Raw genomic sequence first — 25,701 nt, forward strand, 5'->3', positions numbered from 1 at the left:
TGAATCGCCACTAGTTCTTTAGACACTCAGCAGCCGTTTTTCATATCGGTTTTCATACTCTTTCGGTGATAGCTGATCATTAAAACCATGACATCGTTTGCTGTTGTAAAACAGCTCTATGTATTCAAAGATATCACTGCGTGGATCTTCTCTGGTTGCATAAACCTTGCCGCGGATTCTTTCTGATTCAGTAGTTGGAAAAAGCTCTCAGCAACGGCATTGTCGTGGCAGTTATCTCGTCGGCTCATACTGCCTTTTAGGCCATGTATCTCTAAAAAGGATTGCCAATCATAGCTTGTGTACTGACTTCCCTGACCAGAATGAACGACTACCTCTGACTGAGGATTACGTCGCCATACAGCCATGAGCAACGCATCTAGCACCAGTTGCTTTGTGATACAGGATTGCATTGACCATCCAATCACCCTTCTTGAGAGCAGGTCAACGACAACACCCAAATACAGCCACCTCTCATGGGTTTTGATATAGGTGATATCTGTTACCCAAGCTTTATTAGGGGCAGCGACACTGAATTGCTGCTGTAGTCGGTTCGGAGTAACAATATGAACCTTCAACCCAGCTAACCGCATGAGCCGATAAACTCTATTGGGGCCACAGGTTTCACCATACTCGCGCAGATCACTATGGATCTTCCGATAGCCATACAAACCACCTGACTCCAGCCAGTACTGCTTGATCAATCCAGTGAGCCGTTGATCTGCTGCATAGCGCCTGGAAGAAGGCTGCTTACGCCATGCGTAATACCCACTAGGATGCACATCCAGTAATGAATAGAGCTGGCGTACGGGCCAATCCTTATGATGATCACGGATAAAGGTTTACCTCAATCGGACTGGTTGGCGAAGTACACCGCTTTTTTTAATATATCTCGCTCTTCAGTGACTCGCTTCAGTTCTTTCTTGAGGCGGCGTATCTCTAACTGCTCATCTGACTTCGCTTTATACTCGGCTGAATCGGGGCCGTACTTCTTGACCCAGGCATAAAGGCTGTGGGTTGTAACATCGAGCCGATTAGCCACATCTGCAATGCTGTAGCCTCGGTCAGTGACCTGTTTAACCGCTTCGATTTTGAACTCTTCGGGATAACGTTTGTTGCTCATAAGCACCTCTTTAAAAGCCATTTTCTATGGCTGAGAGGTGTCTAGCAAACTAGTGGCGATGAACTGGGATAATGTAGAGCGCCATTAGCCTTCCTCTTGGATACTGTGGGTAATCCTTACATGAGTGTGAGTTGGTTAAAATTGCTTTCTGATTCTATCGCCTGATTTTAGGCAATATTAAATGAAAAGCCCCGCAAATGCGGGGCAAATAGCGAAAAGCGAGTGTTGCAAGAAAGAGTTAGGGCTGGGTTAAACACGCTCTATGATGGTGGAAATACCCTGGCCCATACCAATACACATGGTCGCCAGACCTAATGTGCCATCGTTCTGTTCCAGTACGTTCATCAGCGTGTTGGTGATACGGGAACCGGAGCAGCCCAGAGGGTGACCCAGTGCAATTGCACCACCTTTGAGGTTTACTTTGTCTTCCATCTTATCGAGCAATTTCAGACCTTTTAGGACAGAGAGGCCTTGTGCTGCAAACGCTTCGTTGAGCTCGACATAGTCGATATCTTCGATGGAGAGACCCGCACGTTTCAGTGCTTTCTGAGTGGCCGGTACCGGGCCGTAACCCATAATGGATGGGTCACAACCAGCAACTGCCATACTCACAATGCGCGCACGTGGTGTCAGGCCCAACTCTTCAGCTTTAGCCGCCGACATCACCAGCAGCGCCGATGCGCCATCAGAGAATGCAGAAGACGTACCCGCAGTTACTGTACCTACTTTAGGTACGAACACTGGCTTCAGAGCACCCAGGGTTTCAACGGTAGTCTCAGGACGGATGACTTCATCTGCTTCCAGAAGAGATTTAAAACCGTTTTCATCATGACCTTCTACAGGGATGATCTCGCTATCCCACAGACCTTTTAGGTGCGCTTCGTGAGCCAGGCGGTGAGAACGAGCACCAAACTCATCCTGCATCTGACGGCTGATGCCGTTCATCTTGCCCAGCATTTCCGCAGTTACCCCCATCATCATTGCAGCTTTCGCTACCTGCTTAGACATTTCCGGATTGATATCCACACCGTGCATGATGGAAACATGGCCCATGTGTTCAACACCACCAGCGATGAAGATATCACCGTTGCCAGTCATGATCGCCTGTGCTGCTGCATGCAACGCTGCCATGGAAGAACCACACAATCGGTTGATGGTCTGCGCTGCTACCGTGTGAGGAATGCCTGCCAGAACAGCAGCGTTACGGCCAATGTTGAAGCCCTGTTCTTTAGTCTGGTTTACACAACCCCACATGATATCTTCGATATCACCGCCTTTAACTGCTGGATTACGATCCAGCAGACCTTTCATTACTGCGGCTGACAGTGCTTCGGCACGAACATTTCGGAACGAACCGTTTTTCGATTTACCCATTGGGGTACGAACACCGTCAACGATTACTACGTCATTTGGTTTCAAGTTCATCTGTCTTTACCCCTTAATCCTGTGCACTTTCAGAAAAGTATTTTTCGCCAGCAGCTGCCATCTGCTTCATTTTCTCTGTTGGCTGGTACAGCGGACCCAGAGATTCATATTTAGCAGCCATTGCAACGAAGTTATCCAGACCGATCTGATCCAGATAGTGCAGAGCACCACCACGGAATGGAGGGAAGCCGATACCGTAGATCAGACCCATATCGGCTTCAGCGGGGCTGGCAACGATACCATCTTCAAGACAACGAACCGTTTCGATACACAGTGGAATCATCATGCGTTCGATAATCTCTTCATCGCTGAATTCGCGTGTATCTGCAGCAATACCTTCCAGCAGTGCAGGCACTTCTTCATCAACGATCTTCTTAGGCTTACCTTTACGATCCAGCTCGTACTGGTAGAAACCTTTGTTGTTCTTCTGGCCGAAACGCTCCAGTTTGAACATACGGTCGATCACGTTTTCGCCTTCATGGCTCATGCGATCTGGATAACCTACCGCCATCACCGCATCGGCGTGGTGTGCGGTATCGATGCCAACAACGTCGAGCAAATACGCTGGGCCCATTGGCCAGCCGTACCCTTCCATCACTTTGTCGATCTGCCTGAAGTCTGCGCCATCTTCCATCAGGGCCGTAAAGCCACCGAAATACGGGAACAGAATTCGGTTAACCAGGAAGCCTGGGCAGTCATTCACAACAATTGGGGTTTTACCCATCGCTTTTGCATAAGCGACGGTACGCGCAACGGCTGCTTCCGAAGATTTCTCACCGCGGATAACCTCAACCAGCGGCATCTGATGCACGGGGTTAAAGAAGTGCATACCGCAGAAGTTTTCAGGTTTTTTCAGAGCCGTAGCCAGCTCTGTAATCGAGATCGTTGATGTGTTGGAGGTCAGGATCGCGCCTTCCTGTAGCTGTTCTTCAACTTCTGCGAGAACCGCTTTTTTAACCTTAGGATGTTCAACTACCGCTTCAACCACCAGATCAACGTTACCGAAATCACCGTAGTTCAGTGTTGGGGTGATCTTGTTCAGTACGCCTGCCATTTTCATGGCATCCATACGACCGCGGGATACACGTTTGTTCAGCAGTTTAGTGGCTTCATCCAGACCCAGTTGCAGGGCACCCTCGTTAATATCCTTCATCAGGATTGGCGTGCCTTTAACCGCGGATTGATACGCAACACCGCCGCCCATAATACCGGCACCCAGTACGGCAGCCTTGGCAACAGGTTCTGCTTGTTTCTCAAAGCTTTTGCTGACTTTTTTCACATACTGATCTTTAAGGAACAGGCCCACCAGTGATGCGCAGACATCTGTTTTAGCCACTTTGACGAAATTTTTCGCTTCCACTTCGTTGGCTTTTTCACGTGGCAGGTTGGCATGCTTCTGAACCGTTTTCAGAGCTGCCATAGGTGCTGGATAGTGAGGACCCGCCTTACCACCGATGACACCTTTAGCGGATTCAAACGCCATCATCTGCTCAACCTGATTCAGTTTGATCGGGCTCTTCTTCTCATCACGACGGGCCTGATAATCAAACTTGCCGGAAATACAGCCTTTCAACAGATCCAGCGCGGCTTCACGTACCTGTGCTGTGGTCACTACCGCATCAACCGCGCCATCTTTAAGCGCTGCATCGGCACGTTTTTCGACACCTGCGCAGATCCACTCATTCGCGTTATCAACACCGATCAGACGAGGCAGACGAATGGTGCCGCCCCAACCGGGGAAGATACCCAGTTTTACTTCAGGCAGGCCCACTTTGGCCTGATCACCCAGTACTCTGTAATCTGTCGCCAGGGCGACCTCAAACCCACCACCGAGGCAAAGTCCGTTAATTGCTGTAACGGTGGGGGCTTTTAGGTCTTCGATCTGATTTAACAGACCGTGGGTCTCCATTAAACCGGCAATCAGTACATCGTCTTCCTGTGTGAAGAAGCCCATGAACTCGGTGATATCGGCACCGACAATAAAACTCTCTTTGGCGCTGGTAAAAATAACGCCCTGCAGGTCATCAATCGCCTGCAATACAGCCACGGCTTCATGCAGTTCTGCAGTGGTGGTACGGTCAAGTTTGTTAACGGCATCATCTTTGCGGTCAAAAACCACTTCGTAGATTCCGTTTTCGACCGGCTGAACCTGAATCGATTTTCCTTCGAAAAGCATCTAAGTTGCTCCGTCTATTTTTTATTTTTGGCCTCGGTATAACGAGGCTCTTTGATATTAATGAAGGGCTTACAACTTGCCCTCTAACTCGGGTACTGCCTCAAAGAGGTCTGCCACCAGACCATAATCTGCCACCTGGAAGATTGGGGCTTCTTCATCTTTGTTGATCGCAACAATGATTTTGGAATCCTTCATACCTGCCAGGTGCTGAATGGCACCGGAGATACCCACCGCGATGTACAGATCCGGCGCAACCATCTTGCCGGTCTGACCTACCTGCATATCGTTAGGAACAAAACCTGCGTCAACTGCGGCTCGGGATGCACCCACCGCAGCGCCGAGTTTGTCTGCCACTTTGTAAAGCAGGTCAAAGTTCTCGCCGTTGCCCATACCGCGACCACCGGATACCACTACGGATGCTGCAGTCAGTTCCGGACGGTCACTTTCCGCCAGTTCTTCACCGACAAAGCTGGAAATACCCGCATCACAGGATTCGCCTACAGTGGAGATTTCAGCTGAGCCGCCGCTGTTTTCAATCGCATCAAAAGCGGTACCGCGCACGGTAATGACTTTGACAGCATCAGCCGACTGCACAGTGGCAATTGCGTTACCTGCATAGATTGGACGTTTGAACGTATCATCCGCCTCTACAGAGATGATGTCTGAGATCTGGTTTACATCCAGCAGCGCAGCAACCCGTGGCAGGAAGTTCTTACCGGTTGTGGTCGCAGACGCGAGAATGTGGCTGTAATCCGCAGCAATGCTCAGAACCAGTTTGCTGACATTTTCTGCCAGCTGATGTTCATATGCCGGGCTATCCGCAGTGAGTACTTTACTTACTGCTGGGATCTGCGCCGCAGCCTCAGCCACACTACCGCAACCGCTACCCGCCACCAGCAGGTGAACATCCCCACCAATCGCCTGAGCAGCCGCCAGTGTGTTTAAGGTAACCGGTTTAAGTTCTTTGTTATCGTGTTCAGCTATTACCAACGTAGTCATCACTCAACCTCCTTAAATCACTTTGGCTTCGTTGCGCAGTTTCTCTACCAGCTCATCCACCGAGCCGACCTTAATACCTGCCTGACGTTCTGCAGGTGGCTCTACGCGAAGTAGAGTGAGATTACTGCCGACACTGACACCCAGATCATCCGGGCTCAATACTTCCAGAGGTTTACGTTTCGCTTTCATAATATTTGGCAGGGCTGCATAACGAGGCTCGTTAAGGCGCAGATCTGTAGTCACAATGGCTGGCATAGCCAGTTCAACCGTTTGCAGGCCGCCATCGACTTCACGGGTTACCTGAACACTGTCACCCGATACGTTAACTTCAGAGGCGAACGTACCTTGTGGACGATCCAGAAGCGCAGCCAGCATCTGACCGGTCTGGTTATTGTCTGAATCGATCGCCTGTTTACCCAGAATCACCAGACCTGGTGCTTCTTTCTCAACGACTTTTTCCAAGAGCTTGGCAACGGAAAGTGAATCCGGTGCATCTTCAGTCTCGATACGAATACCGCGGTCAGCACCCAGTGCCAGTGCAGTTCGAATCTGCTCTTCACAGCTTTTGCTACCAATAGAAACCACAACAACTTCATCCGCAGTGCCCGCCTCTTTAAGACGTACTGCTTCTTCCACTGCGATTTCACAGAAAGGGTTCAGGGCCATTTTTACATTGGCCAGATCAACATCACTGCTATCTGCTTTAACGCGCACTTTGACGTTGTAATCTATGACACGCTTTACAGCGACCAGTACTTTCATAACTGCCTCTTCTATTTCTTATCCGGATGTTGTTTTTAGTCATGTTTAAATACTAGTTGCGGACCAAAATTCAACAATGACAAAAAGCAGCTACATAACTGACAAAAAATGGCATTAAGCAACAAAGCCTCGTAAATAGTGGCTTACAGAGGCGTTTACAAACAAACAAAAACAATCAAAAAACACCAAAAAAGGCAGAAAGGTCTGCACAGCAACATCTGCTGCTGGCAGATAAAGTATGAAAAGTCAGAAAAACGAGGGCTGTTGGTTGCTATCTTTATCGCTATAGCTGGCAATAGCGTAGCGGTTTCGGCCGTTATCCTTAGCGACATAAAGCGCCTTATAAACGGAAATATTCACTGAAAAATAAATAAGTTAGGGGAACAGAAAAGGGGCTGTTGCCCCTTTATGATTTCTGTAAAAAAGCCATAAACGCCTGACGCGCTTCGTCCGAAAACAGTCTCTCGTAAAATACCTCAAGCTCTTCATCAATCACAGCAAGCAGGTTTTCCTGATACTGCTTTTTCATCAGACGCTTGGATTCCAGAATCGCCTCTTTGGGTAAACGAGCCAGCGCTTGCGCTCTTTCTCTGGCAACGTCGAGATAGGTTTCAACTTCGGCTATCGCATTTACTAAACCGCTCTGTTGTGCTTTTTGCGCACCAAATGGGCGGCCTTCAATCAGGAGTTCAAAGGCCTGCCTCTGGCCTAACATCGAGGGGATGATCAAAGTTGCCCCGGCTTCCGGAACCAAACCCAGATGTACAAAAGGCATCTGGCATTTAAGATCCTCAGAGGCGATCACCAGATCACAGTGCATCATCATGGTGGTTCCAATGCCAACCGCATTGCCCTGTACGGCCGCCATGAGAGGTTTTTTATAGGTGGCTATCTGATGCAGAAAACTGACCACGCTTTTCAGATTTTCGCGGGAGCCCATACCTGAAACGAAATCCTGAATATCGTTTCCGGCGCAGAAGCTTTGCCCCTCACCGCGGAACAGTACCACTCTGACATTTTCATCCGAAGCCGCCTGATCCAGATAGGATACGGCCTGTTCGTACATATTCAGGGTAATCGCGTTTTTTTTATCCGGTCGATTCAGCGCAATCTCAGCGACACCATCGTCCACCGTGTATAGAACCAGGTCCGTCATCCGTTCACTTCACTTTCCGGTTGGTAAAATTGCGGCGCGTAGGTCTTTACCATCTCACTGCTCTGCCCCCAGGTATGGCAACTATTGAGCATGAGCTTAGCTCCGGTTTCCAGAACATCCTCTTTGCTCACAGGCCATAGAGTCTGTACGGCGGTGGTCGCTACCACTGGCAACAGCTCATTCATATGGGTACAGCCTAAAACGCCACCCAACTTCTCTTTTACCTGCCTTAGCCACCCAGGACCAATACGGGTACCTTCTAACTTACGAAAGGCATCCGCAATTCTGGGGCACATGCGAAAGGGGCTGCTGTCGATACAGGCTTCCACTTCATAAATTAAGAACCGGCGATCCATAGTTACCCGGATGCTCATATCATGGTAGTTTTCACCTGCAGAGACATAACCGTCCCGCTCAAGGTTATCGATATCATAGGCTTTGATATCGGTCATTCTTGCTTCAATATCCCATAGCTGATCATCACGTTCGAAGCCATTACACATCACATTACGATTATGATGCTTTTTACGACGAACGGGTTTTGAGAGCGGCATAAGCAATGTTCTCGCTATTCAGGCAGCATCGGATTTAGTTTCAGGTGTTCTCAGCATTCGACGCAGAACTTTGCCTACATTGGATTTGGGCAGTTCCTGTGCAAACTTAACCTGTTTAGGGACCTTGTAGCGGGTCAGCTTATCCTTACACCATCCGCGCACTTCTTCTGCGGTAAGAGATGGATTACTGGATACAACAAAGACTTTCACTACTTCTCCTGAGATATCATCAGGTACACCAATGGCGGCACACTCAACGATATCCGGGTGCAGGGTCAGAGTATCTTCAACTTCGTTTGGATAAACATTGAAGCCGGATACCAGAATCATATCTTTGGCACGATCCACAATGCGGATATAGCCTTCATCATCCCGGGTCGCGATATCACCAGTAATGAAGTAACCATCATCTGTGAATGCGGAGCTGGTTTCGCGTTCACGTTGCCAGTAACCACGCATTACCTGCGGCCCTTTGACGCAAAGTTCACCCGCTTCACCATTTGGCACATCCTCGCCATCTGTGCCGATCAGACGCAGATCGGTATGTACCATTGGTTTACCAATAGTGCCCAAATGAGTCTGGTTTGGATCGTTGAAGCATACGGCTGGAGAAGTTTCGGTCAGACCGTATCCTTCAATGATTTCGCAGCCGGTTTTTTCTTTCCACAAAGCTGCGGTTGATGGATTCAGGGCCATGCCACCGGATGCGGTGAATTTAAGGCTGCTGAAATCCAGATTTGGAAAATCCTCGTTATTGCAGAGTGCAACAAACAAAGTGTTCAAGCCCACAAAGGTACTCATATTCCACTTGCCCATCTCCTTAACAAAACCCGGAATATCACGCGGATTTGGAATAAGTACGCTGTGACCACCCAACAGGGAGACCACCTGGGCAACCGTAAAGGCATAGATATGATAAAGAGGCAGCGGTGAAATAACGGTTTCAGCCCAGTTCACACCCGGCATCACCAATCGCTCTTCAGCTTGCAGCATATTGGAAATCAGGTTTGCATGAGTGAGTACCGCACCCTTGGACACGCCAGTTGTACCCCCGGTGTACTGCAACACGGCAACATCCGCCGTTTTTACCTCAACTGCTTCGGGTGATTCACCCACATACTGCATTAAAGCCTTACGCAGTGGCACGGCCTGAGGAAGGTTGTAATCCGGCTCCATTTTCTTGAGATATTTAACGGCTGCATTAAGCAGATTACGCTTAATGAAATCATGCAGGTCTCCCACCTGCGTCACGATCAGATGTTCAATGGCGGTGTTCTGCAATATTTTTTCTGCTTTGTGCGCCATGCTTTTGTGAATGATCAGCGCCTTGGCACCGGAATCACAAAACTGATGTTCCATCTCATTGGAGGTATAAAGCGGGTTGGTATTCACAACCACCAGCCCCGCTTTGAGAATGCCAAACAGCACAATAGGGTATTGAATCAGGTTGGGTAGCTGGATAGCGACGCGGTCACCGGGCTGAAGACTGGTTTCTTTTTGTAGATAGACTGCAAACGCATCCGATAACTCATCCAGCTCCTGGTAATCGATGGTACGTCCAAAGCTGGTGAATGCAGGGCGCGCTGCATATTTTTCGACACTGTACCGCAGGACATCGGGTACGGTCTGAAAGCCATATGAATTTATATCAGCCGGAATAGTATCCGCCGCAGGTAGCTGCTGCACCATCGTGGGCTCCTCAATAGTTATTCTTATAGAGAACCTGAAGGTTCAAATTTATTTGTTGTAATAAATTTTAGGCTACAGGGAAAATCGCAGCCAGTTTAGTTGCCAGCATAATATCGCCATCTGCCTGGATACGGCCACTCATAAACGCCTGCATGCCGTCAGTTTCTCCTGACATCACCTCTTCAAGTGTTTCAGTGTCCATTCGCAGGGTAACGGTCGCATCATCATTACTACCTTCTGTCACTTCGCAACTGCCGTCCTGTACAGTTACAAACCATTCACCACCGTCACTGATTTCATACTGGAACACTGCATCTGTGCCCGCTGCAGCATCTGCATTAAAGCGACTTTTCATTTCGGTAAAGATTGAATTCATATCAGCCATTTGTGTACTCCCGGAACTGTTTTTATTTTTAAGTTGATAACGTTTGGCGTTCAGTTTGAGCAGGCCGCGCAACATTGTGCGGCCTACTGGGTTGTTCAGAACTCTTTTCATACTGCCGCCCTAAAACGCAAACTTCTCTTGATCCAGTGCCATCAGGTTATCTGAGCCTGACTGCATAGTTACCACCAGAGAACGTGTGCGCGGCAGGATGCGTTCGAAGTAGAATTTAGCGGTTGCCAGTTTGGCTTCGTAGAACGCCTGATCACCCTCGCCTGCAGCCAGTTTTTCCTGAGCCACTTTTACCATTCGAGCCCAGAAATAACCCAGTACCACATAGCCGGAGTACATAAGGTAATCCACCGAAGCAGCTCCCACTTCATCTCGGTTCTGCATTGCTTTCATACCGATCTGCATAGTGAGTTCACCCCACTCTTTGTTCAGTTCAACCAGAGGTTTGATGAACGCCTGCAGTTCAGCGTTATCAGATTCAGCCTGACAGAACTTGTGTACGATTTTGGTAAAGCCTTTCAGAGACTCACCCTGAGACATCAGCACTTTGCGACCCAACAGGTCCAGCGCCTGAATCTGTGTGGTGCCCTCATACAACATTGATATGCGGCTATCACGTACGTTTTGCTCCATACCCCATTCGGAGATAAAGCCGTGACCACCAAAGACCTGCAAACCGTGGTTAGCGGATTCGAAACCCACTTCAGTCAGGAAGGCTTTGGCAATTGGTGTCAGGAATGCGAGCAGCGCATCTGCTTTCTCTTTTTCCTCACCTTCTGTCAGCTTCACCTGGTCTACGAGCTGTGCACAGTAATAGATTAATGCCCGACCACCCTCTGCAAAGGCTTTCTGGGTCAGCAACATCTTACGCACTTCAGGGTGAACAATGATTGGATCGGCAGGTTTATCCGGGCTTGCAGGACCATTCAATGAACGCATCTGCAAACGGTCTTTTGCGTAGACCAGAGAGTTCTGGAAACCCCATTCGGCATGAGCCAGGCCCTGCAATGCGGTACCCAGACGTGCAGTATTCATAAAGGTGAACATACAGTTCAGACCTTTGTTTGGCGGACCAATCAGATAACCTGTTGCATCATCAAAGTTCATGACACAGGTTGCGTTACCGTGAATGCCCATCTTGTGTTCAAGCGAACCGCAGGACACACCGTTGTTCTCACCCAGAGACTGTGGAAGATGTTTAGGCACAATAAACAGGGATATACCTTTAGTGCCTTCAGGTGCATCCGGAAGACGTGCCAGTACGATATGCACAATGTTGTCTGCCATATCGTGATCACCGGCCGAGATGAAGATTTTGGTGCCGCTTAGTTTGTAGCTGCCATCTTCCTGAGGCTCTGCTTTAGTTCGCAGCATACCCAGATCGGTACCACAGTGAGGCTCAGTCAGGCACATCGTGCCGGTCCACTCACCAGACACCAGTTTGGTCAGATAAGTTTCTTTCTGCTCATCGGTGCCGTGAGCATCCAGCGTATTCATCGCACCATGACTCAGACCCGGATACATACTCCAGGACCAGTTGGCTGTACCCACCATTTCGTTGATGATGATACCGATGGATTCAGGCAAGCCCTGACCACCCCACTCCTCTTCATGAGCCAGCGATGGCCAACCACCTTCAACAAACTGCTGATAGGCATCTTTAAATCCTTCTGGAGTCGTTACTGCACCATCACTCCACTGGCAGCCCTGCTGGTCACCAATCTGATTCAATGGTGAAAGAACACGCTCCGCGAATTTAGCACCCTCTTCCATGATCGCAGACACCATATCCGGAGTCGCATCTTCGCACCCAGGCAGGCTCTGATAGTGCTGCTCTGCATTCAATACTTCGTTCAGCACAAAATCCATGTCACGAAGTGGCGCTTTATATTCTGGCATTACATCATCCTCATCATTCTCGTTATGACTACCAGTTCTTAGAGGGTAATACTGATAGTTCCGCTGAACCTTTTTACTGGTCCAACTAAGCTTTATTGGTTTTATTAAGCTTGGTTCAAAGGGCATGATCCGCCAATGACAAAACCCACCAGTTTTACTGACAAAAGATTTCAGAAACCATTAAAGCCAAGAATTACGAGGGATTGAGGGGCTGTTTACTTACATAAACAGCCAAAGAAAATGACAATTTCAATCAGAAGATGTTTTTACCCGGGAGGAGCTATTCGCCAGTCCTATGACAAACTGCCCAACAAGTGACGGCATAGGAGCAAATCGATAAGAGCAAAAAAAAAACAACCAACGGCAGAAGCGTCTGGTTATATAACTGCTCGATCAGGGAACCAAAAACAACCGATAACAGCATAGAAACCACACCAACAAAGCTGGAAGCAAAATGAAAAAGCTCCACTAGCTTAGGGAAATGGGATGGACTCCCCCAATCCCGGCATCTTGTGCCACATTGAAGGTGAGATAATCAATCGAATAGCAGGAGTCCACCATGAAAAGTATACGTATCGGTTTCGATTTGGCCAAAAACGTCTTTGAAGTTTTTGCTGTCGATCACCAAGAAAAGCCTGTTGTACGGAAAACGATCAAGCGCGCCAAGGTATTAGAGTTTTTCGCTCAACAGGAGCCCTGTATTGTGGGCATGGAAAGTTGCGGAGGGGCACACTACTGGGCCAGAGAGCTTCAGAAGCTCGGACATGAAGTTCGCATGATGGCACCCCAGTTTGTAGCGCCGTATCGTAAAAGTGATAAGAACGATCGCAATGATGCTGAGGCGATCTGTGAAGCGGCTAGCAGACCCAATATGCGATTTGTGCCGATTAAGAGCGAGGAGCAGCAGGCTGTATTAACGATGCACCGCGCTCGCAAATTGCTCGTTGAAGAACGCGTTGCATTGGTAAATCAGATAACCGTCATATTGGCTACTCCTCTTCACTATTTCCGCCGCACTGGAATAAACAATCTTTAGGGTTGGACCCATCTAAACGAAAAGGCATGATCTCTTTAATCTTTTTGGCCTGTTCTTCTGTCAATATGATTTCAGCCTGCTCTAGTATTGAAGTTGCATTGCGGTATATCGACATATGATGTTCTATATGCTGTTCAACGGCTTCCACAGGGATGTTTGGATCATTGAGGCGTTCGAAGAGCCGTTCCAGCTCTACTACGGCTTTATCTCGTTCTGCCTCAATCTGTTTTCGATGAAGAGGATCTTCCGTATCATAACCGAATTTACACTGCATGATGAAGAATATTCTTCAATTTCTCCTGCCGTTAACGGCTTAAGCTTCCTAAGTTCCTCTTTAAAATTCAATGAACGCTCATCATAGAAGCGATAGAGGTGTTGAATCGCTCGCTGATCCGTTCTAACAGTATTAACCCGCTTTCCTGATTGGAACCTCTGCAAAGTATAAGAAGCCGCTAGCGGATCAACAAGACCGCCTACCATCACATTCGATTAAGACAGCTTAGTATAAAATTAAGAAATTATTTGAAACGATCGGTTTATGAACGAATATTTTTACTTCGATTGAAGAATGAAACACTTCAATTTAGAACAAGAAAGGCAAGAAACAAAAAAGGCTCCTATGAACAGGAGCCTTTGGAAATCTATCAACAGCTATTGAAACAGTTTCTTATTTATTCACGGCATCTTTCAGAGCCTTACCTGGCTTGAAAGATGGAAGAGTTGCTGCAGAGATCTGGATTGGCTGACCAGTCTGTGGGTTACGACCCGTACGAGCAGCACGCTCTTTAACACCGAAAGTACCAAAACCAACTAGTGCAACTGAGTCGCCTTTAGCTAGTGCGCCAGTGATTGCTTCTAGAGCGGCGTCTAGAGCGCGGCCAGCAGCTGCTTTTGGAAGATCTGCAGATGCAGCAATAGAATCGATAAGTTCTGATTTGTTCACGTTGTGCCCCTTAATAGAGAGTATGTTTTGTTTGTTTTGTGTTATGAAATAACCGTAAACACTTTATACCAACTGTTTAAAACCAGTGTCAACATTAAAAACCCAGAAAATACGGTGTTTTCAGCGAGTTTCATAAAATTGACACTTAAGTCTAGTGTGCCGTTCTTGACCCCGTAGTTAATTTTTTACCTTTAGTCTCATTGGTTAGCTCTTCAATTTCGGCATCATCCAATGGAACAGGCTGCTCTACTAATGCAACTTCCAACACCTGATCAATCCATTTAACCGGCTTAATCTCTAAATCTGCCTTAATATTATCTGGAATCTCTTTCAGATCTCGGCGATTCTCTTCTGGAATCAGCACTGTTTTAATACCACCGCGGTGCGCAGCAAGTAGCTTCTCTTTGAGACCACCGATAGGAAGAACCTGACCTCGTAGAGTAATCTCACCCGTCATGGCCACATCTGAGCGAACAGGAATCCCTGTCAACGCTGAAACAAGAGTCGTACACATACCGATACCGGCACTGGGACCATCTTTTGGTGTTGCGCCTTCAGGAACGTGGATATGAATATCCTGTTTTTCATGGAAGTTGGGTGCGATGCCTAGAGACTGAGCGCGATTCCGAACGACCGTCAAAGCGGCTTGGATCGACTCTTTCATGACATCGCCTAATGAGCCTGTCAAAACCTGACGGCCTTTACCTGGAACTACTGCACTCTCAATGGTCAGAATATCACCACCGACTTGCGTCCAAGCCAACCCTGTTACTTGACCCACCTGATGCTCATCTTCTGCACGGCCAAAGTTAAACTTCTGAACCCCAAGGTAGTGCTCAAGGTTATCACTGTTCACAAGAACGGATTTAGCGGTTGATTCACCGAGCGCAATCTCTTTAACGACTTTACGAGCGACTTTAGCCACTTCTCGTTCAAGGCCACGCACACCCGCTTCACGGGTGTAGTATCGAATCATATCGATGATCGCTGAATCATCAATCTCCAACTCTTTCACCTTAAGGCCATTCTGTTTGATCTGTTTAGGGATCAAATAGCGACGTGCGATGTTCAGCTTTTCATCCTCTGTGTAACCCGGGATGCGAATAATCTCCATACGATCCAACAATGGACCCGGAATGTTCATCGAGTTAGAGGTACAGACAAACAACACTTCAGAGAGATCATAATCCACCTCTAGGTAGTGATCATTGAAGGTGCTGTTCTGCTCAGGGTCCAGCACTTCTAGTAGAGCAGATGCAGGGTCGCCACGCTGATCCATACCCATCTTATCGATCTCATCAAGAAGGAATAGCGGGTTTTTAACACCGACTTTGGCCATCTTCTGAACTAGCTTACCTGGCATAGAGCCAATGTAGGTTCGACGGTGACCACGAATCTCGGCTTCATCTCGCACACCACCCAGCGCCATACGGATGTATTCACGATTGGTCGCTCGGGCGATAGAACGCCCTAAAGAGGTTTTACCGACGCCAGGAGGTCCGACTAAACAGAGAATTGGACCACGCAGCTGACGTACACGCTTCTGTACCGCTAGGTACTCAAGAATACGCTCTTTGACCTCATCCAAGCCAAAGTGATCTTTATCCAATACTGCTGAAGCACGCTTCATATCCAGACGAACTTTAGAGCGTTTGCTCCAAGGAATCTGTAGCATCCAATCGATGTAGCCACGAACAACGGTCGCCTCAGCGCTCATTGGTGACATCATTTTTAGCTTATTGAACTCAGCTTTAGTTTTATCCAACGCTTCTTGCGGCATACCCGCTTCATCAATGCGTTTTTCTAGCTCGTCGAGCTCTCCACCGCCGTTCTCATCCAGATCACCCAGCTCCTTCTGAATCGCTTTCATCTGCTCATTCAGATAGTACTCGCGCTGACTCTTCTCCATCTGTTTCTTCACACGACCGCGAATGCGCTTTTCAACCTCGACTAGATCAATTTCAGACTCCATCAGTGACATCAAATGCTCTAAGCGAGCTTTCGCATCCAGCATTTCGAGAATGGACTGTTTTTGATCAAGCTTAAGCGACATATGAGCCGCGATCGTATCGGCCAAACGACTTGGCTCATCGATGTTATTCAACGAGGTCATGACCTCATTGGGGATCTTTTTGTTAACTTGGATGTACTTCTCGAACTGTTCCAGCGTCGAACGCTTGTAGAGCTCAGCCTCAGACTGGGCAACCTCCTCCTCTTCAAGCACTTGAAGGTGAGCCGCATAGTGCTCCGCCTCTTCAAAGAAGTCACTAATAGAAGCTCGATACTCACCTTCAACTAACACTTTTACAGTGCCGTCGGGAAGCTTAAGCATTTGCAGTATGGTCGCGACCGTGCCTGTATGAAAAAGATGATCCATCTTAGGCTCATCTTCAGAGGCACTGCGTTGTGCAACTAACAGAATCTGTTTGTCACGCTGCATCGCCTCTTCCAAAGCTTGGATCGACTTTTCGCGCCCAACAAACAGAGGGATGACCATGTGAGGGTATACAACTACGTCTCGAAGCGGGAGAACCGGTAGTTCAATTTGAACACTGCTCTGATTATTTTCCATGATGCATACCTCTATAGTGAATCTTTTACCGATCTATAAACTGACTATAAGTCATTTATGGGGATCCGTTACGAAAATGCAAGCAAGGGAGCCTACGAACAAGTCCATAATTTCTCAGCGCGATCTGAAACATTCAGATACGAGGCGGATTGAGCAATTAATGGCCGTCGTCCTTAATAAGCGATCCAACGCTGTAGATGAATGTTTCACGTCGCGCCCTACGGGGCTTACAAATTGAAAAACGCCTCTAATGAGGCGCTGTGTCTTGTAACTGATCAAGTTTATTTGTAGTAAGCCTGTTCACGCTGACTATGGTCTGTGACATCTCGAACGCCGACCAGACCAGGTACTTTTTCAATTAGCGTCGCCTCAACACCGTCTTTTAGGGTCATATCAACGGCACTACAACCCTGACAACCACCACCGAAACGAAGGATAGCGACAAGTCCAGCCTCCTCTTCAGAGACCTCTTCAAGCTTAACTTCACCACCATGTGAAGCTAAACCAGGGTTAACCTCTGAGTAGAGAATGTAGTTAATCTGCTCTTCGATTGGGCTGTCGGCAGACACCTTAGGCACTTTGGCATTCGGCGCTTTAATCGTTAACTGACCGCCCATACGATCAGTAGCATAGTCAATAAACGCTTCATCAAGGTAGGGAATGCTGTTCTTCTCAATGTAGAAGCGAACCTGTTCAAGCTGCATCACCTCGTCCTCATCATTGACCTCATCAGGACGGCAGTAAGCTAGACAAGTTTCCGCATAGGTTGTGCCCGGTTGTGTCACAAACAGACGGACCGCAATGCCTTCAACGTTCTGCTTCTCTAGAAGCTCGGCAAGGTAACCTTGTGCACCTTCTGTCACTTCAATATTTAACATCAAAACTCTCCAGTAGTCGTACCGATAATGCGCTATAGGATAGCGAGTTATTAATTCCGAGTAAAACACTCAATTATTTAAACGTAACGATTTTCTCTCTCACTTGTTACAATTTGCTCATCCACCGGAGAGCACTCATGCTAGAGCACAGTCTGTTTACATCTTTCTTTCTTATTTTTACCGGCGCAGCGGTGCTAGCATCTGTAGCACTGTTTACACGCCAGCCCTTGCTTGTTGCTTATATTGTGCTTGGGGCACTGCTCGGACCTTACGGTCTTGAACTGGTCTCCGATACTAATCTACTCAGCGATATCGCTCATATCGGCATTATCTTTCTGCTGTTCTTACTGGGTTTGGATATGCAGCCTGCCCATCTGATCCATATGCTCAAGAAGGCAACACTGGTGGCGATTGCCAGTTCGGCACTGTTCTTAGGCTTAGGTTTTAGCGTGGGTAGCCTGTTTGGATTCAGTCAGGCTGAGTCAGTTATCATCGGTGCTGCAGTGATGTTCTCCAGCACGATCATAGGGATTAAGCTGCTACCCACGACCGTCCTACACCACAAACACACCGGAGAACTGGTCGTCGGTCTTCTACTGTTGCAGGACGTGATCGCCATTATTGTCCTGTTGATACTCAACTCGGGAGGTGACAGCGATCCGATGAGCAGTTTCGTCAAATCGGCCATCGCACTACCGGCATTGGGTATTTTTGCATGGGCAGGCGTTCGCTATGTCATTTTGCCCTTACTGATGAAGTTTGACCGTTTTCATGAATACATTTTCTTAGTGGCGATTGGCTGGTGTCTTGGCATGGCTGAGGCGGCAAAACTGGGTGGCCTTTCGGCCGAAATGGGTGCCTTTATCGCGGGCATTGCTCTGGCAACCAGCCCAATTTCGCAATACATCGCAACCAATCTAAAACCGTTGCGCGATTTTTTCCTAATTCTATTTTTCTTCTCAGTCGGCGCCAGCTTCAATTTAAATTTAATTGGATTAATCATAGTACCTGCGCTGATCTTAACCATCGCCGTTCTGCTGCTAAAACCGGTTGTTTTCCGACTTCTTTTAGGCCGTATCTCCGAATCTCCATCGACGGGTTGGGAGATAGGCTTTCGTTTGGGACAAATCTCTGAGTTTTCGTTACTGATTGCCTATCTCGCTTTTGCAGGTGGTTTAATTGGCACTGAAGCATCCCACGTTATTCAGGCCACCGCTATTTTAAGCTTTCTGTTATCGACCTACATCGTCATCTTTAACTACCCTTCACCAATCGCGGTTAAAGATTCGCTTAGAAAAGATTAACTGGCCTAAAAGCCGACATTTAAGAGTATTAAGTTCCCATGCGCAGACGCACCGTTAGATATGGCGGCCCTAAAAAGGCCCCTGCAAAAGCCACTCATTCCCTGCCAGAGATTATTCAGATTGAATCTCTCTCTTTGGAAGGTCGGGGAGTCGCAAGAGTCGACGGCAAGGCACTGTTTATCCAGGGAGCACTACCAGGTGAAACGGTCAGTGCTACTTTGACTAAAGCAGGTAAGCGCTTTGATGAGGCGGTTGTTAATGAGATTCAAACGGGTTCAGATGCCCGTATCCAACCTAGCTGTGATTATGCTGGTGAGTGCGGTGGCTGTGATCTTCAGCATTTAGACCCTGAGCGTGCAGTAGAATTGAAGCGTGACCAGATACTCAGCACACTTAAGCGTCAATCCAATCTTGAGCCACAGATCACTGAGCCCCCTATCGTCTCGGAACAAAAACTCAACTACCGCCGCTCCGCTCGTGTCGGTATTAATCAACGTGAAAGTGGTGATTTAATCATCGGTTTTAGACGTTCTGAATCTAATAAGCTTATTGATATACCTAGCTGTCCCGTCCTGACCGATCGGTGTAACCGTTTTTTAGGCGCACTGCGCGAACGCCTGGATGGACTGGATAAACTTAAGACATTAACGCATCTCTCTTTGAGCGATGGCGACAACTTACTGGCGGTTGAGATACGTGCTAAAAAGCGCCCATCAGACGAGATTATGGGTGCCCTAACCTCACTAGCCGTCAATGAGGGCATCAACTTACGAGTGAGTTTTAATGATCAAACCCTGACTCTGAATAGCATTGAAGAGCCGGAGTTCATCAATAGACAGCGTGATATCCGTTATCAGTTTGATACCAATGACTTTATACAGGTGAATGCTTCTGTCAACGAAGCTCTCATTGAGTGCGCAATTGAGTGGCTAAAGCCTAAGCAAGAGGATCGTCTTCTCGATCTTTTCTCAGGGCTCGGTAACTTTAGCCTACCTTTAGCAAAACTGACCAAAGAGGTGGTGGCAGTTGAGGGCGTTTCAGCTATGGTCGAACGCTCACAAGCCAATGCAGCACTCAATGTGATCGACAACTTAACATCCATCAAATCAGATCTTAGCAACGTCAATACAGAGACAGCTTGGTTGAATAGCCCGTACGATCTTATTCTTCTTGATCCGCCAAGAAGTGGTGCGGCTGACCTGATTCCTCACCTGCAAAATCTTGGAGCAAGAGCCATCCTCTACATCGCATGTGACCCAATGTCGCTGGTGCGCGACAGTAAAACACTGTCTGATATTGGCTTTTCAATGACGCGATTCACAGTCGCTGATATGTTCCCGCAGACTCATCACGTCGAATCAATTGCACTGTTTGAGCCGACACCATGATCCAGTGTCACTATGAAGATCAGGATATGCTGATCTTAGAAAAACCGGCTGAAATGCTCTCTGTCCCCGGACGAGGAGAGGATAAGCAAGACTGCTTATGGAGTCGTGCCGTTGAACAGTGGCCTGATGCGTTGATCGTGCATCGTCTCGACTGTTCAACGTCAGGGCTGATGGTGCTTGCTCGCTCAAAAATGACTCATCGCGAGCTCAGCATACAGTTTCAAAATCGTATTCCATTCAAACGATACGCCGCCCTAGTCAGCGGCGAAATGAGTCAAGCTGATGGCTGGGTTGAACAACCCCTTCGTTGTGACTGGGATCGCCGTCCCCTTCAGATCATTGATCACGAACAGGGAAAGCATGCGCTCACCTTCTACCGTAACCGAGGCCTGGAGCTAATCAATGGGCACACAGCCACTCGATTATCACTCTACCCGATTACTGGGCGTTCCCATCAGCTTAGAGTCCACTGCCAATACCTGGGTCAGCCAATATTAGGCGACAACCTATATGCTGAAGGGGAAGCGTTGACCTGTTCAGATAGACTGATGCTCCACGCTGACCTACTTGAGCTTCACCACCCTATTTCTGGAGAACGCCTGAGCTTTTCATCCCCCGCTCCCTTCTAAAGACAAAAAAGCCGGCATATTAAGCCGGCTTCTTGATGCGTTTTGATTGGAATTAAAAAGTAATTCCAAGACGGCGACCCACCTCTTCATAGGCTTCGATGACACCACCCAGCCCCTGACGGAAGCGGTCTTTATCCATCTTTTCACGGGTCTCTTTATCCCACAGACGACAGCCATCTGGAGAGAACTCATCACCTAATAACACTTCACCATTGAAGACGCCAAACTCAAGTTTGTAATCCACCAGTAACATACCAGCATCATTAAACATCTTCTTCAACACATCGTTAACTTTGAAGGTCAGCTCTTTTGCTGTGGCTAGATGAGCAGGCTCAGCCCAACCAAAGGTCTCAACAAGAGACTCATTGACCATCGGGTCACCCAACGCGTCGTTCTTAAGAAATAGTTCAAAGGTCGGCGGATTCAGCTCCAGCCCCTCTTCGACGCCGATACGGCGACAAAGCGAACCCGCTGAGATATTACGAACAACACACTCAACAGGCATCATGTCGAGTCGTTTTACCACAGATTCGTTATCAGACTGCAGTTCAACAAAATGAGTAGGTATACCCGCATTCGCAAGAGCCGTCATAATAAAAGCGTTGAACTTATTATTGACCATACCTTTACGATCAAGCTGTTCCATCTTTTTACCATCAAACGCCGAGGTATCGTCTCTGAACTCCATGATCATTAGATCTGGGTTATCAGTCGTAAATACCGATTTCGCTTTACCGGCATATAGCTCTTCACGCTTTTCCATTCAAAACTCCAAGGTAACCATCGATGCTGATGGTTTGAAACTTACAAAGACAGGTTATCCTTAACTGTCCACAAAAATTCTTCAGCACTTTCAGAGCTAACTGGCTCACCCTTGTCATTATGAACAGAGAGGATCACCCCAGTTCTGGCGCGATTAAAGCGAACCTGAAAACGCTTATACAGCTCTAAATCACCAGATTCAGAGTTAACTCGCTTCTGATTATCTTGACCAAAAACGTATACAACGCGCTTACCTACCCACACTTTAAAACCATCCATTGCCTGCAGCTCTTCTTGAGTAGCCTTGGCCCCTTTGACGATGGCATCTGGATCACTTGAGTAAACAACGTCTTTATCAATAGGATCTTCAACAGAGTTAGGATTCACTAGATCAAGTGTAATAGGCCCAGATTCTCGGTTTTTCAGCCAATCTAAGAAGCCACTGTACTCTTGCTCTTTTAATGTACTCTTAAAGGTAAGATAAATTGCTCCAGACTCTTTATCTCGGGTCCCGACATCCACACCCGCTCTATCAAGAGCATCATTTACCATAACCCAGGCTTCGTCAGCAGAGGCCCTAATATTGAGAAGTGGCTGATTTCTTGAATCCTTGCCCATCTGAGCAGTAGGCCCAGAACCAACTTGGAAGCGAGAAAGCGTAGGCGCGGTAGAAGCTACATCCCCCTTACCCAAATAGTTCAACATGGCAAACATAATCTCGTTGGAGTACGCCAACTCAGTCGCATCACTGCTCCAATCGAGCTCACTCTTATCAGCACTCAATGCAATTTGAGCATGCTCCATGCTGATGGCTGTTCTCTCGGTGTTATCCGGGTCAGGACGCAAACGCACTCGCAGTTTGTTGAGTGAGGGCTCATTCGCTTCAGAGTTAAACTTGACGGTATTCAAAAGACGCTGAAAGTAGTTAAGATCCTCGCCTGCAACCTCTATCCACTCTGACTCCATCACGCCCGTTTTCGGGTCCGCAATGGCCAGGTTGATATTGGCATCCTGCCAAAATGGCTTTAATTCAACCCAGACCTGGTCAATCGGTTCATCGACTAGAATGACACGCTCACCCTCAAGTGGTCGAATCGATGCACGATCATTGCCATCAACGGCAAAAAAGAACTCTGGGCGCGGCGCTTCAGGAACCAGTTCGTTTGATACAACTTCCGATTCATTAATCTCAGGAACTTGAAGTAGATCTTCCGTGCTCTTGGCATTGATACCCTCAGGGATGACAAGACGTTTACCCGGCTGTGCAAGAGCGTATTCTTGGCCGCGATCACGGATAACACCCTTCTCGCCGTAAATCGGGTTCGACTTGATTGCATCCTGCATCGTACAACCCGATACAACCAACGTTCCACACAGCATCCAAAAGCGAGCGTTCATAGTAGGGACCTTAAATCAAACCTGTCTGTTTCAGCGCAGCAACGACGGTTGGGCGATTCTCTTTGGATAGCGGCGTTAAAGGCAGACGAATCCCCTGACCAATCAAACCCATCTCATACATGGCCCATTTCACTGGAATAGGGTTGGATTCGACAAATAGATCTTTATGCAAGGGCATCAGCTTCTGCTGCAGTGCTCGTGCTTCGTCGAACTTTTTATCCAAGCCAAGCTGGCACAGTTCAGCCATCGCTTTGGGAGCCGCGTTAGCCGTTACGGAGATATTCCCGTGGCCACCAGCAAGAATGAGCTCGATCGCGGTGGCATCATCGCCTGAGTAGATTGCGAAGTCGGCCGGTGCGTTATCGATCAGGTATTGAGCACGCTCGATATCACCGGTCGCCTCTTTGATTCCGACGATATTTTTCACCTCAGCTAGACGAAGCGTTGTCTCTGGCAACATATCACAGGCCGTACGACCGGGAACATTGTAGAGAATCTGAGGGATATCAACGGCTTCAGCAACCGCTTTGTAGTGTTGGTAGAGACCATCTTGAGTCGGTTTGTTGTAGTAAGGGGTCACCAAAAGACAGGCATCAGCACCCGCCTCTTTGGCACCGCGAGTCATCTCAATCGCTTCACGAGTAGAGTTAGCGCCTGTACCGGCAATGACCGGCATTTTGCCTTTACAACGTTCAACAACGCGAGCCACCACCTCCAGGTGCTCATCATAATCCAGTGTCGCAGACTCTCCAGAGGTACCCACAGCAACAATTGAGGCTGTGCCCTGTTCGATGTGCATATCGACAATGCGATCTAAAGCCTGCCAATCAATATCACCGTTATCGTGCATCGGCGTTACCAGCGCAACGAGGCTGCCAAGAATCATATATTTCACCTTATTATGGCTCGGTTGCTGATCTTCGAGGATCAATCCATTAATGATCAGCAAGAATACTATTTAGCCAATCATTTTAAACGATTTCCGGGTAACATTCGTAGAGGCATAGTCACTTTTTATTGCATTACTAGGAGATAAAGATGGTTGAAGTCGGTCAAACAGCTCCGGACTTTGAAGCAAAGGACCAGAATGGAGAGACAATCACGCTAAGTCAGTACAAGGGTAAAAAGGTTGTTCTCTACTTCTACCCTCGTGACAACACACCTGGCTGTACCGCTCAAGCTTGCGACCTGCGAGATAATATTGAGCGATTGGCGGACAATGGCTATCAAGTGATCGGTGTGAGCACAGATTCAGAGGCCAAGCATCGTAATTTCATCGAAAAATATGACCTACCATTTCCACTTATTGCCGATACCGACAATGCCGTTCATGAACTCTACGGAACCTGGCAACTGAAAAAGAACTACGGCAAAGAGTACATGGGCACGGTCAGAACCACCTTCATCATCGATGAGCAGGGCAAGGTTTCTGATGTGATTGCCAAAGTCAAAACCAAAGAGCACACCGCACAAATACTAGGCAACTAATCGATACAACAAGGGGTGCTTCAGCACCCCTTCTTTTTAGCAATCGCTGTCCAAATCACCCTGCGTCAGATGGTGGCAGTTCATCCGCTGTAGGCCAGGCTGAGACAATCGACTTAACCAGAGTCGCCAGTGGGATAGCAAAGAAAACACCCCAGAACCCCCATAGCGTTCCAAATACCAGTACAGCCACAATGATAGAGACTGGGTGCAAATTAACAGCTTCGGAAAAGAGCAAGGGTACAATCACGTTACCATCGATCGCCTGAATGATCGTATAGGCAAGCATTAGGTAGAGAAACTGATCGCTCCAGCCCCATTGAAAGAAGGCAATCAGCGCCACTGGGACAGTCACCACCGCAGCACCGATATAAGGAATCAACACCGACAGACCAACCAACAAACCAAGTAGCGCAGCATAGTTGATACCCAGCAGTGCAAAAGAGATAAAGGTAGCGACACCAACGATTAAAATTTCAATCGCCTTACCGCGGATATAGTTAGCCAACTGAGAGTCCATCTCGTTCCAGACCTGATCCATCATCTCCCGCTTCTTAGGCAGAAATGCAGTCCAACCAGCGATCAAACGATCACCGTCCAACAGGAAGAAGAGCACCAGAATAGGCACCAAAACGAAGTAGATCAGCGCGGTTAACACACCCGTTAGAGAGCTTAACGAGAAGCTAAGTAGCCACTGCCCTAACTGACTCAGCTCAGCGGCAGCGGTGCCGATAAGGTTGCGAATCTGTTCAGCAGAGACCAATTCAGGGTAGTTCTGAGGGAGCAGCATCAATACCTGCTGCAGCTTGGTCACCATGCCGGGCAGCTCATTGAACAGGTTAACCAACTGCGTCCAAACAGCAGGGAGAATGAACAGGAACATTGCTACAACAAAACCGGTAAAGGCGATAAACATCGTTGCAACGGCACTTTTGTGACCCAAGCCAATGCTTTTCAATCGATTGACACCGCCCTGCATCATGAAAGCAAGAATGAGCCCTGCAAAGACCGGAATCAGCGCACCACCTAAGTGCCAAATCACCAAACCAGAGACAAACAGCAGTAAAAAAAGCAACAGTGCCTCCTCATTTGAGAAGTAACGTTGTACCCATTTACTAAAAATCTTTTGCAT

At 47.9% G+C, this 25,701-nt stretch carries 21 protein-coding genes and 2 pseudogenes; 5 read left to right on the plus strand and 18 right to left on the minus strand.

What is annotated here, in order from left to right; translation table 11 throughout:
* Positions 1-18 precede the first annotated feature (18 nt).
* From XMG59_RS03365 to XMG59_RS03410, 10 genes and pseudogenes are all read right to left on the minus strand, one after another.
* Positions 19-1,120 (minus strand): annotated as a pseudogene (locus XMG59_RS03365) (IS3 family transposase).
* Positions 1,121-1,369: 249 nt separating this feature from the next.
* On the minus strand, positions 1,370-2,545 hold the full coding sequence (gene fadA / locus XMG59_RS03370) for an acetyl-CoA C-acyltransferase FadA (protein WP_173488549.1): 1,176 nt from the start codon (positions 2,543-2,545) through the stop codon (positions 1,370-1,372).
* A gap of 13 nt (positions 2,546-2,558) precedes the next feature.
* Positions 2,559-4,721, minus strand: a complete 2,163-nt coding sequence (fadB, locus tag XMG59_RS03375) for a fatty acid oxidation complex subunit alpha FadB (protein ID WP_173488548.1) — start codon at positions 4,719-4,721, stop codon at positions 2,559-2,561.
* A 69-nt stretch (positions 4,722-4,790) separates the two neighbouring features.
* Positions 4,791-5,720 carry an electron transfer flavoprotein subunit alpha/FixB family protein gene (locus XMG59_RS03380; protein ID WP_173498210.1) on the minus strand — a complete coding sequence of 310 codons (930 nt, stop codon included), beginning with the start codon at positions 5,718-5,720 and terminating at the stop codon, positions 4,791-4,793.
* Positions 5,721-5,732: 12 nt separating this feature from the next.
* Entirely contained in the window at positions 5,733-6,482 is a 750-nt protein-coding gene (locus tag XMG59_RS03385; RefSeq protein ID WP_173483352.1) for an electron transfer flavoprotein subunit beta/FixA family protein, read from the minus strand.
* Positions 6,483-6,888: 406 nt separating this feature from the next.
* The gene (locus tag XMG59_RS03390) at positions 6,889-7,614 is read right to left on the minus strand and encodes an enoyl-CoA hydratase-related protein (RefSeq protein ID WP_371743722.1); all 726 of its coding nucleotides are present in this window, start codon (positions 7,612-7,614) and stop codon (positions 6,889-6,891) included.
* A gap of 20 nt (positions 7,615-7,634) precedes the next feature.
* Entirely contained in the window at positions 7,635-8,192 is a 558-nt protein-coding gene (locus XMG59_RS03395; protein ID WP_173480455.1) for a DUF2889 domain-containing protein, read from the minus strand.
* An 18-nt stretch (positions 8,193-8,210) separates the two neighbouring features.
* Entirely contained in the window at positions 8,211-9,881 is a 1,671-nt protein-coding gene (locus XMG59_RS03400; RefSeq protein ID WP_173483353.1) for an AMP-binding protein, read from the minus strand.
* Positions 9,882-9,948: 67 nt separating this feature from the next.
* Positions 9,949-10,266 carry an SCP2 sterol-binding domain-containing protein gene (locus tag XMG59_RS03405; protein WP_173480453.1) on the minus strand — a complete coding sequence of 106 codons (318 nt, stop codon included), beginning with the start codon at positions 10,264-10,266 and terminating at the stop codon, positions 9,949-9,951.
* 120 nt (positions 10,267-10,386) lie between these two features.
* The gene (locus XMG59_RS03410) at positions 10,387-12,174 is read right to left on the minus strand and encodes an acyl-CoA dehydrogenase C-terminal domain-containing protein (RefSeq protein ID WP_173498212.1); all 1,788 of its coding nucleotides are present in this window, start codon (positions 12,172-12,174) and stop codon (positions 10,387-10,389) included.
* 559 nt (positions 12,175-12,733) lie between these two features.
* Here XMG59_RS03410 and XMG59_RS03415 point away from each other — a divergent pair.
* Positions 12,734-13,162: pseudogene (locus XMG59_RS03415) on the plus strand (IS110 family transposase); the annotation flags it as partial.
* Between the two features lies 1 nt (position 13,163).
* On the opposite strand, the gene XMG59_RS03420 reads toward XMG59_RS03415, so the two are convergent.
* The 4 genes from XMG59_RS03420 to nfuA form a co-directional block, all read right to left on the minus strand.
* On the minus strand, positions 13,164-13,484 hold the full coding sequence (locus XMG59_RS03420) for a hypothetical protein (protein ID WP_173498213.1): 321 nt from the start codon (positions 13,482-13,484) through the stop codon (positions 13,164-13,166).
* A 393-nt stretch (positions 13,485-13,877) separates the two neighbouring features.
* Positions 13,878-14,153: an HU family DNA-binding protein gene (locus tag XMG59_RS03425; RefSeq protein WP_173480450.1), complete on the minus strand. Its 276-nt coding sequence runs from the start codon at positions 14,151-14,153 to the stop codon at positions 13,878-13,880.
* Positions 14,154-14,304: 151 nt separating this feature from the next.
* Positions 14,305-16,725, minus strand: a complete 2,421-nt coding sequence (gene lon / locus XMG59_RS03430; RefSeq protein WP_173480449.1) for an endopeptidase La — start codon at positions 16,723-16,725, stop codon at positions 14,305-14,307.
* Between the two features lie 281 nt (positions 16,726-17,006).
* Positions 17,007-17,603, minus strand: coding sequence for a Fe-S biogenesis protein NfuA (gene nfuA, locus XMG59_RS03435; protein WP_173480448.1), 597 nt, complete (start codon positions 17,601-17,603; stop codon positions 17,007-17,009).
* Between the two features lie 137 nt (positions 17,604-17,740).
* Between nfuA and XMG59_RS03440 the strand changes: the two genes are divergently transcribed.
* From XMG59_RS03440 to XMG59_RS03450, 3 genes are read left to right on the plus strand one after another with little or no spacing between them, the layout of a single operon-like run.
* Positions 17,741-18,907, plus strand: coding sequence for a cation:proton antiporter (locus tag XMG59_RS03440; protein ID WP_173480447.1), 1,167 nt, complete (start codon positions 17,741-17,743; stop codon positions 18,905-18,907).
* A gap of 38 nt (positions 18,908-18,945) precedes the next feature.
* Positions 18,946-20,295, plus strand: coding sequence for a 23S rRNA (uracil(1939)-C(5))-methyltransferase RlmD (rlmD, locus tag XMG59_RS03445; protein ID WP_173498214.1), 1,350 nt, complete (start codon positions 18,946-18,948; stop codon positions 20,293-20,295).
* A gap of 26 nt (positions 20,296-20,321) precedes the next feature.
* A complete protein-coding gene (locus tag XMG59_RS03450) occupies positions 20,322-20,924 on the plus strand; it encodes an RluA family pseudouridine synthase (protein ID WP_254446080.1) in 603 nt (200 codons plus the stop codon).
* 52 nt (positions 20,925-20,976) lie between these two features.
* Here the strand turns inward: XMG59_RS03450 and purC are convergent, their stop codons facing one another.
* The 3 genes from purC to dapA are packed head-to-tail and all read right to left on the minus strand — an operon-like array spanning position 20,977 to position 23,970.
* Positions 20,977-21,687 carry a phosphoribosylaminoimidazolesuccinocarboxamide synthase gene (gene purC, locus XMG59_RS03455; RefSeq protein WP_173498215.1) on the minus strand — a complete coding sequence of 237 codons (711 nt, stop codon included), beginning with the start codon at positions 21,685-21,687 and terminating at the stop codon, positions 20,977-20,979.
* 41 nt (positions 21,688-21,728) lie between these two features.
* On the minus strand, positions 21,729-23,084 hold the full coding sequence (bamC, locus tag XMG59_RS03460; RefSeq protein ID WP_173494711.1) for an outer membrane protein assembly factor BamC: 1,356 nt from the start codon (positions 23,082-23,084) through the stop codon (positions 21,729-21,731).
* A gap of 10 nt (positions 23,085-23,094) precedes the next feature.
* Entirely contained in the window at positions 23,095-23,970 is an 876-nt protein-coding gene (dapA, locus tag XMG59_RS03465) for a 4-hydroxy-tetrahydrodipicolinate synthase (protein WP_173498216.1), read from the minus strand.
* A gap of 152 nt (positions 23,971-24,122) precedes the next feature.
* Here dapA and bcp point away from each other — a divergent pair, with 152 nt between their 5' ends.
* Positions 24,123-24,572, plus strand: a complete 450-nt coding sequence (gene bcp, locus XMG59_RS03470; RefSeq protein ID WP_173498217.1) for a thioredoxin-dependent thiol peroxidase — start codon at positions 24,123-24,125, stop codon at positions 24,570-24,572.
* A gap of 55 nt (positions 24,573-24,627) precedes the next feature.
* Here the strand turns inward: bcp and XMG59_RS03475 are convergent, their stop codons facing one another.
* On the minus strand, positions 24,628-25,701 hold the full coding sequence (locus tag XMG59_RS03475) for an AI-2E family transporter (RefSeq protein WP_173480440.1): 1,074 nt from the start codon (positions 25,699-25,701) through the stop codon (positions 24,628-24,630).

The sequence above is a fragment of the Marinobacterium sp. xm-g-59 genome (assembly GCF_013283315.1).
Lineage (GTDB): Bacteria > Pseudomonadota > Gammaproteobacteria > Pseudomonadales > Balneatricaceae > Marinobacterium_E.

Excerpts from the sequence above, each read along its gene's own strand:
- fadA (WP_173488549.1), bottom strand. The coding sequence starts at position 2,545 with ATGAACTTGAAACCAAATGACGTAGTAATCGTTGACGGTGTTCGTACC.
- fadB (WP_173488548.1), bottom strand. The coding sequence starts at position 4,721 with ATGCTTTTCGAAGGAAAATCGATTCAGGTTCAGCCGGTCGAAAACGGA.
- XMG59_RS03380 (WP_173498210.1), bottom strand. The coding sequence starts at position 5,720 with ATGACTACGTTGGTAATAGCTGAACACGATAACAAAGAACTTAAACCG.
- XMG59_RS03385 (WP_173483352.1), bottom strand. The coding sequence starts at position 6,482 with ATGAAAGTACTGGTCGCTGTAAAGCGTGTCATAGATTACAACGTCAAA.
- XMG59_RS03395 (WP_173480455.1), bottom strand. The coding sequence starts at position 8,192 with ATGCCGCTCTCAAAACCCGTTCGTCGTAAAAAGCATCATAATCGTAAT.
- XMG59_RS03400 (WP_173483353.1), bottom strand. The coding sequence starts at position 9,881 with ATGGTGCAGCAGCTACCTGCGGCGGATACTATTCCGGCTGATATAAAT.
- XMG59_RS03405 (WP_173480453.1), bottom strand. The coding sequence starts at position 10,266 with ATGGCTGATATGAATTCAATCTTTACCGAAATGAAAAGTCGCTTTAAT.
- XMG59_RS03410 (WP_173498212.1), bottom strand. The coding sequence starts at position 12,174 with ATGCCAGAATATAAAGCGCCACTTCGTGACATGGATTTTGTGCTGAAC.
- XMG59_RS03420 (WP_173498213.1), bottom strand. The coding sequence starts at position 13,484 with ATGCAGTGTAAATTCGGTTATGATACGGAAGATCCTCTTCATCGAAAA.
- lon (WP_173480449.1), bottom strand. The coding sequence starts at position 16,725 with ATGGAAAATAATCAGAGCAGTGTTCAAATTGAACTACCGGTTCTCCCG.
- nfuA (WP_173480448.1), bottom strand. The coding sequence starts at position 17,603 with ATGTTAAATATTGAAGTGACAGAAGGTGCACAAGGTTACCTTGCCGAG.
- XMG59_RS03440 (WP_173480447.1), top strand. The coding sequence starts at position 17,741 with ATGCTAGAGCACAGTCTGTTTACATCTTTCTTTCTTATTTTTACCGGC.
- rlmD (WP_173498214.1), top strand. The coding sequence starts at position 18,946 with ATGCGCAGACGCACCGTTAGATATGGCGGCCCTAAAAAGGCCCCTGCA.
- XMG59_RS03450 (WP_254446080.1), top strand. The coding sequence starts at position 20,322 with ATGCTGATCTTAGAAAAACCGGCTGAAATGCTCTCTGTCCCCGGACGA.
- purC (WP_173498215.1), bottom strand. The coding sequence starts at position 21,687 with ATGGAAAAGCGTGAAGAGCTATATGCCGGTAAAGCGAAATCGGTATTT.
- bamC (WP_173494711.1), bottom strand. The coding sequence starts at position 23,084 with ATGAACGCTCGCTTTTGGATGCTGTGTGGAACGTTGGTTGTATCGGGT.
- dapA (WP_173498216.1), bottom strand. The coding sequence starts at position 23,970 with ATGATTCTTGGCAGCCTCGTTGCGCTGGTAACGCCGATGCACGATAAC.
- bcp (WP_173498217.1), top strand. The coding sequence starts at position 24,123 with ATGGTTGAAGTCGGTCAAACAGCTCCGGACTTTGAAGCAAAGGACCAG.
- XMG59_RS03475 (WP_173480440.1), bottom strand. The coding sequence starts at position 25,701 with ATGCAAAAGATTTTTAGTAAATGGGTACAACGTTACTTCTCAAATGAG.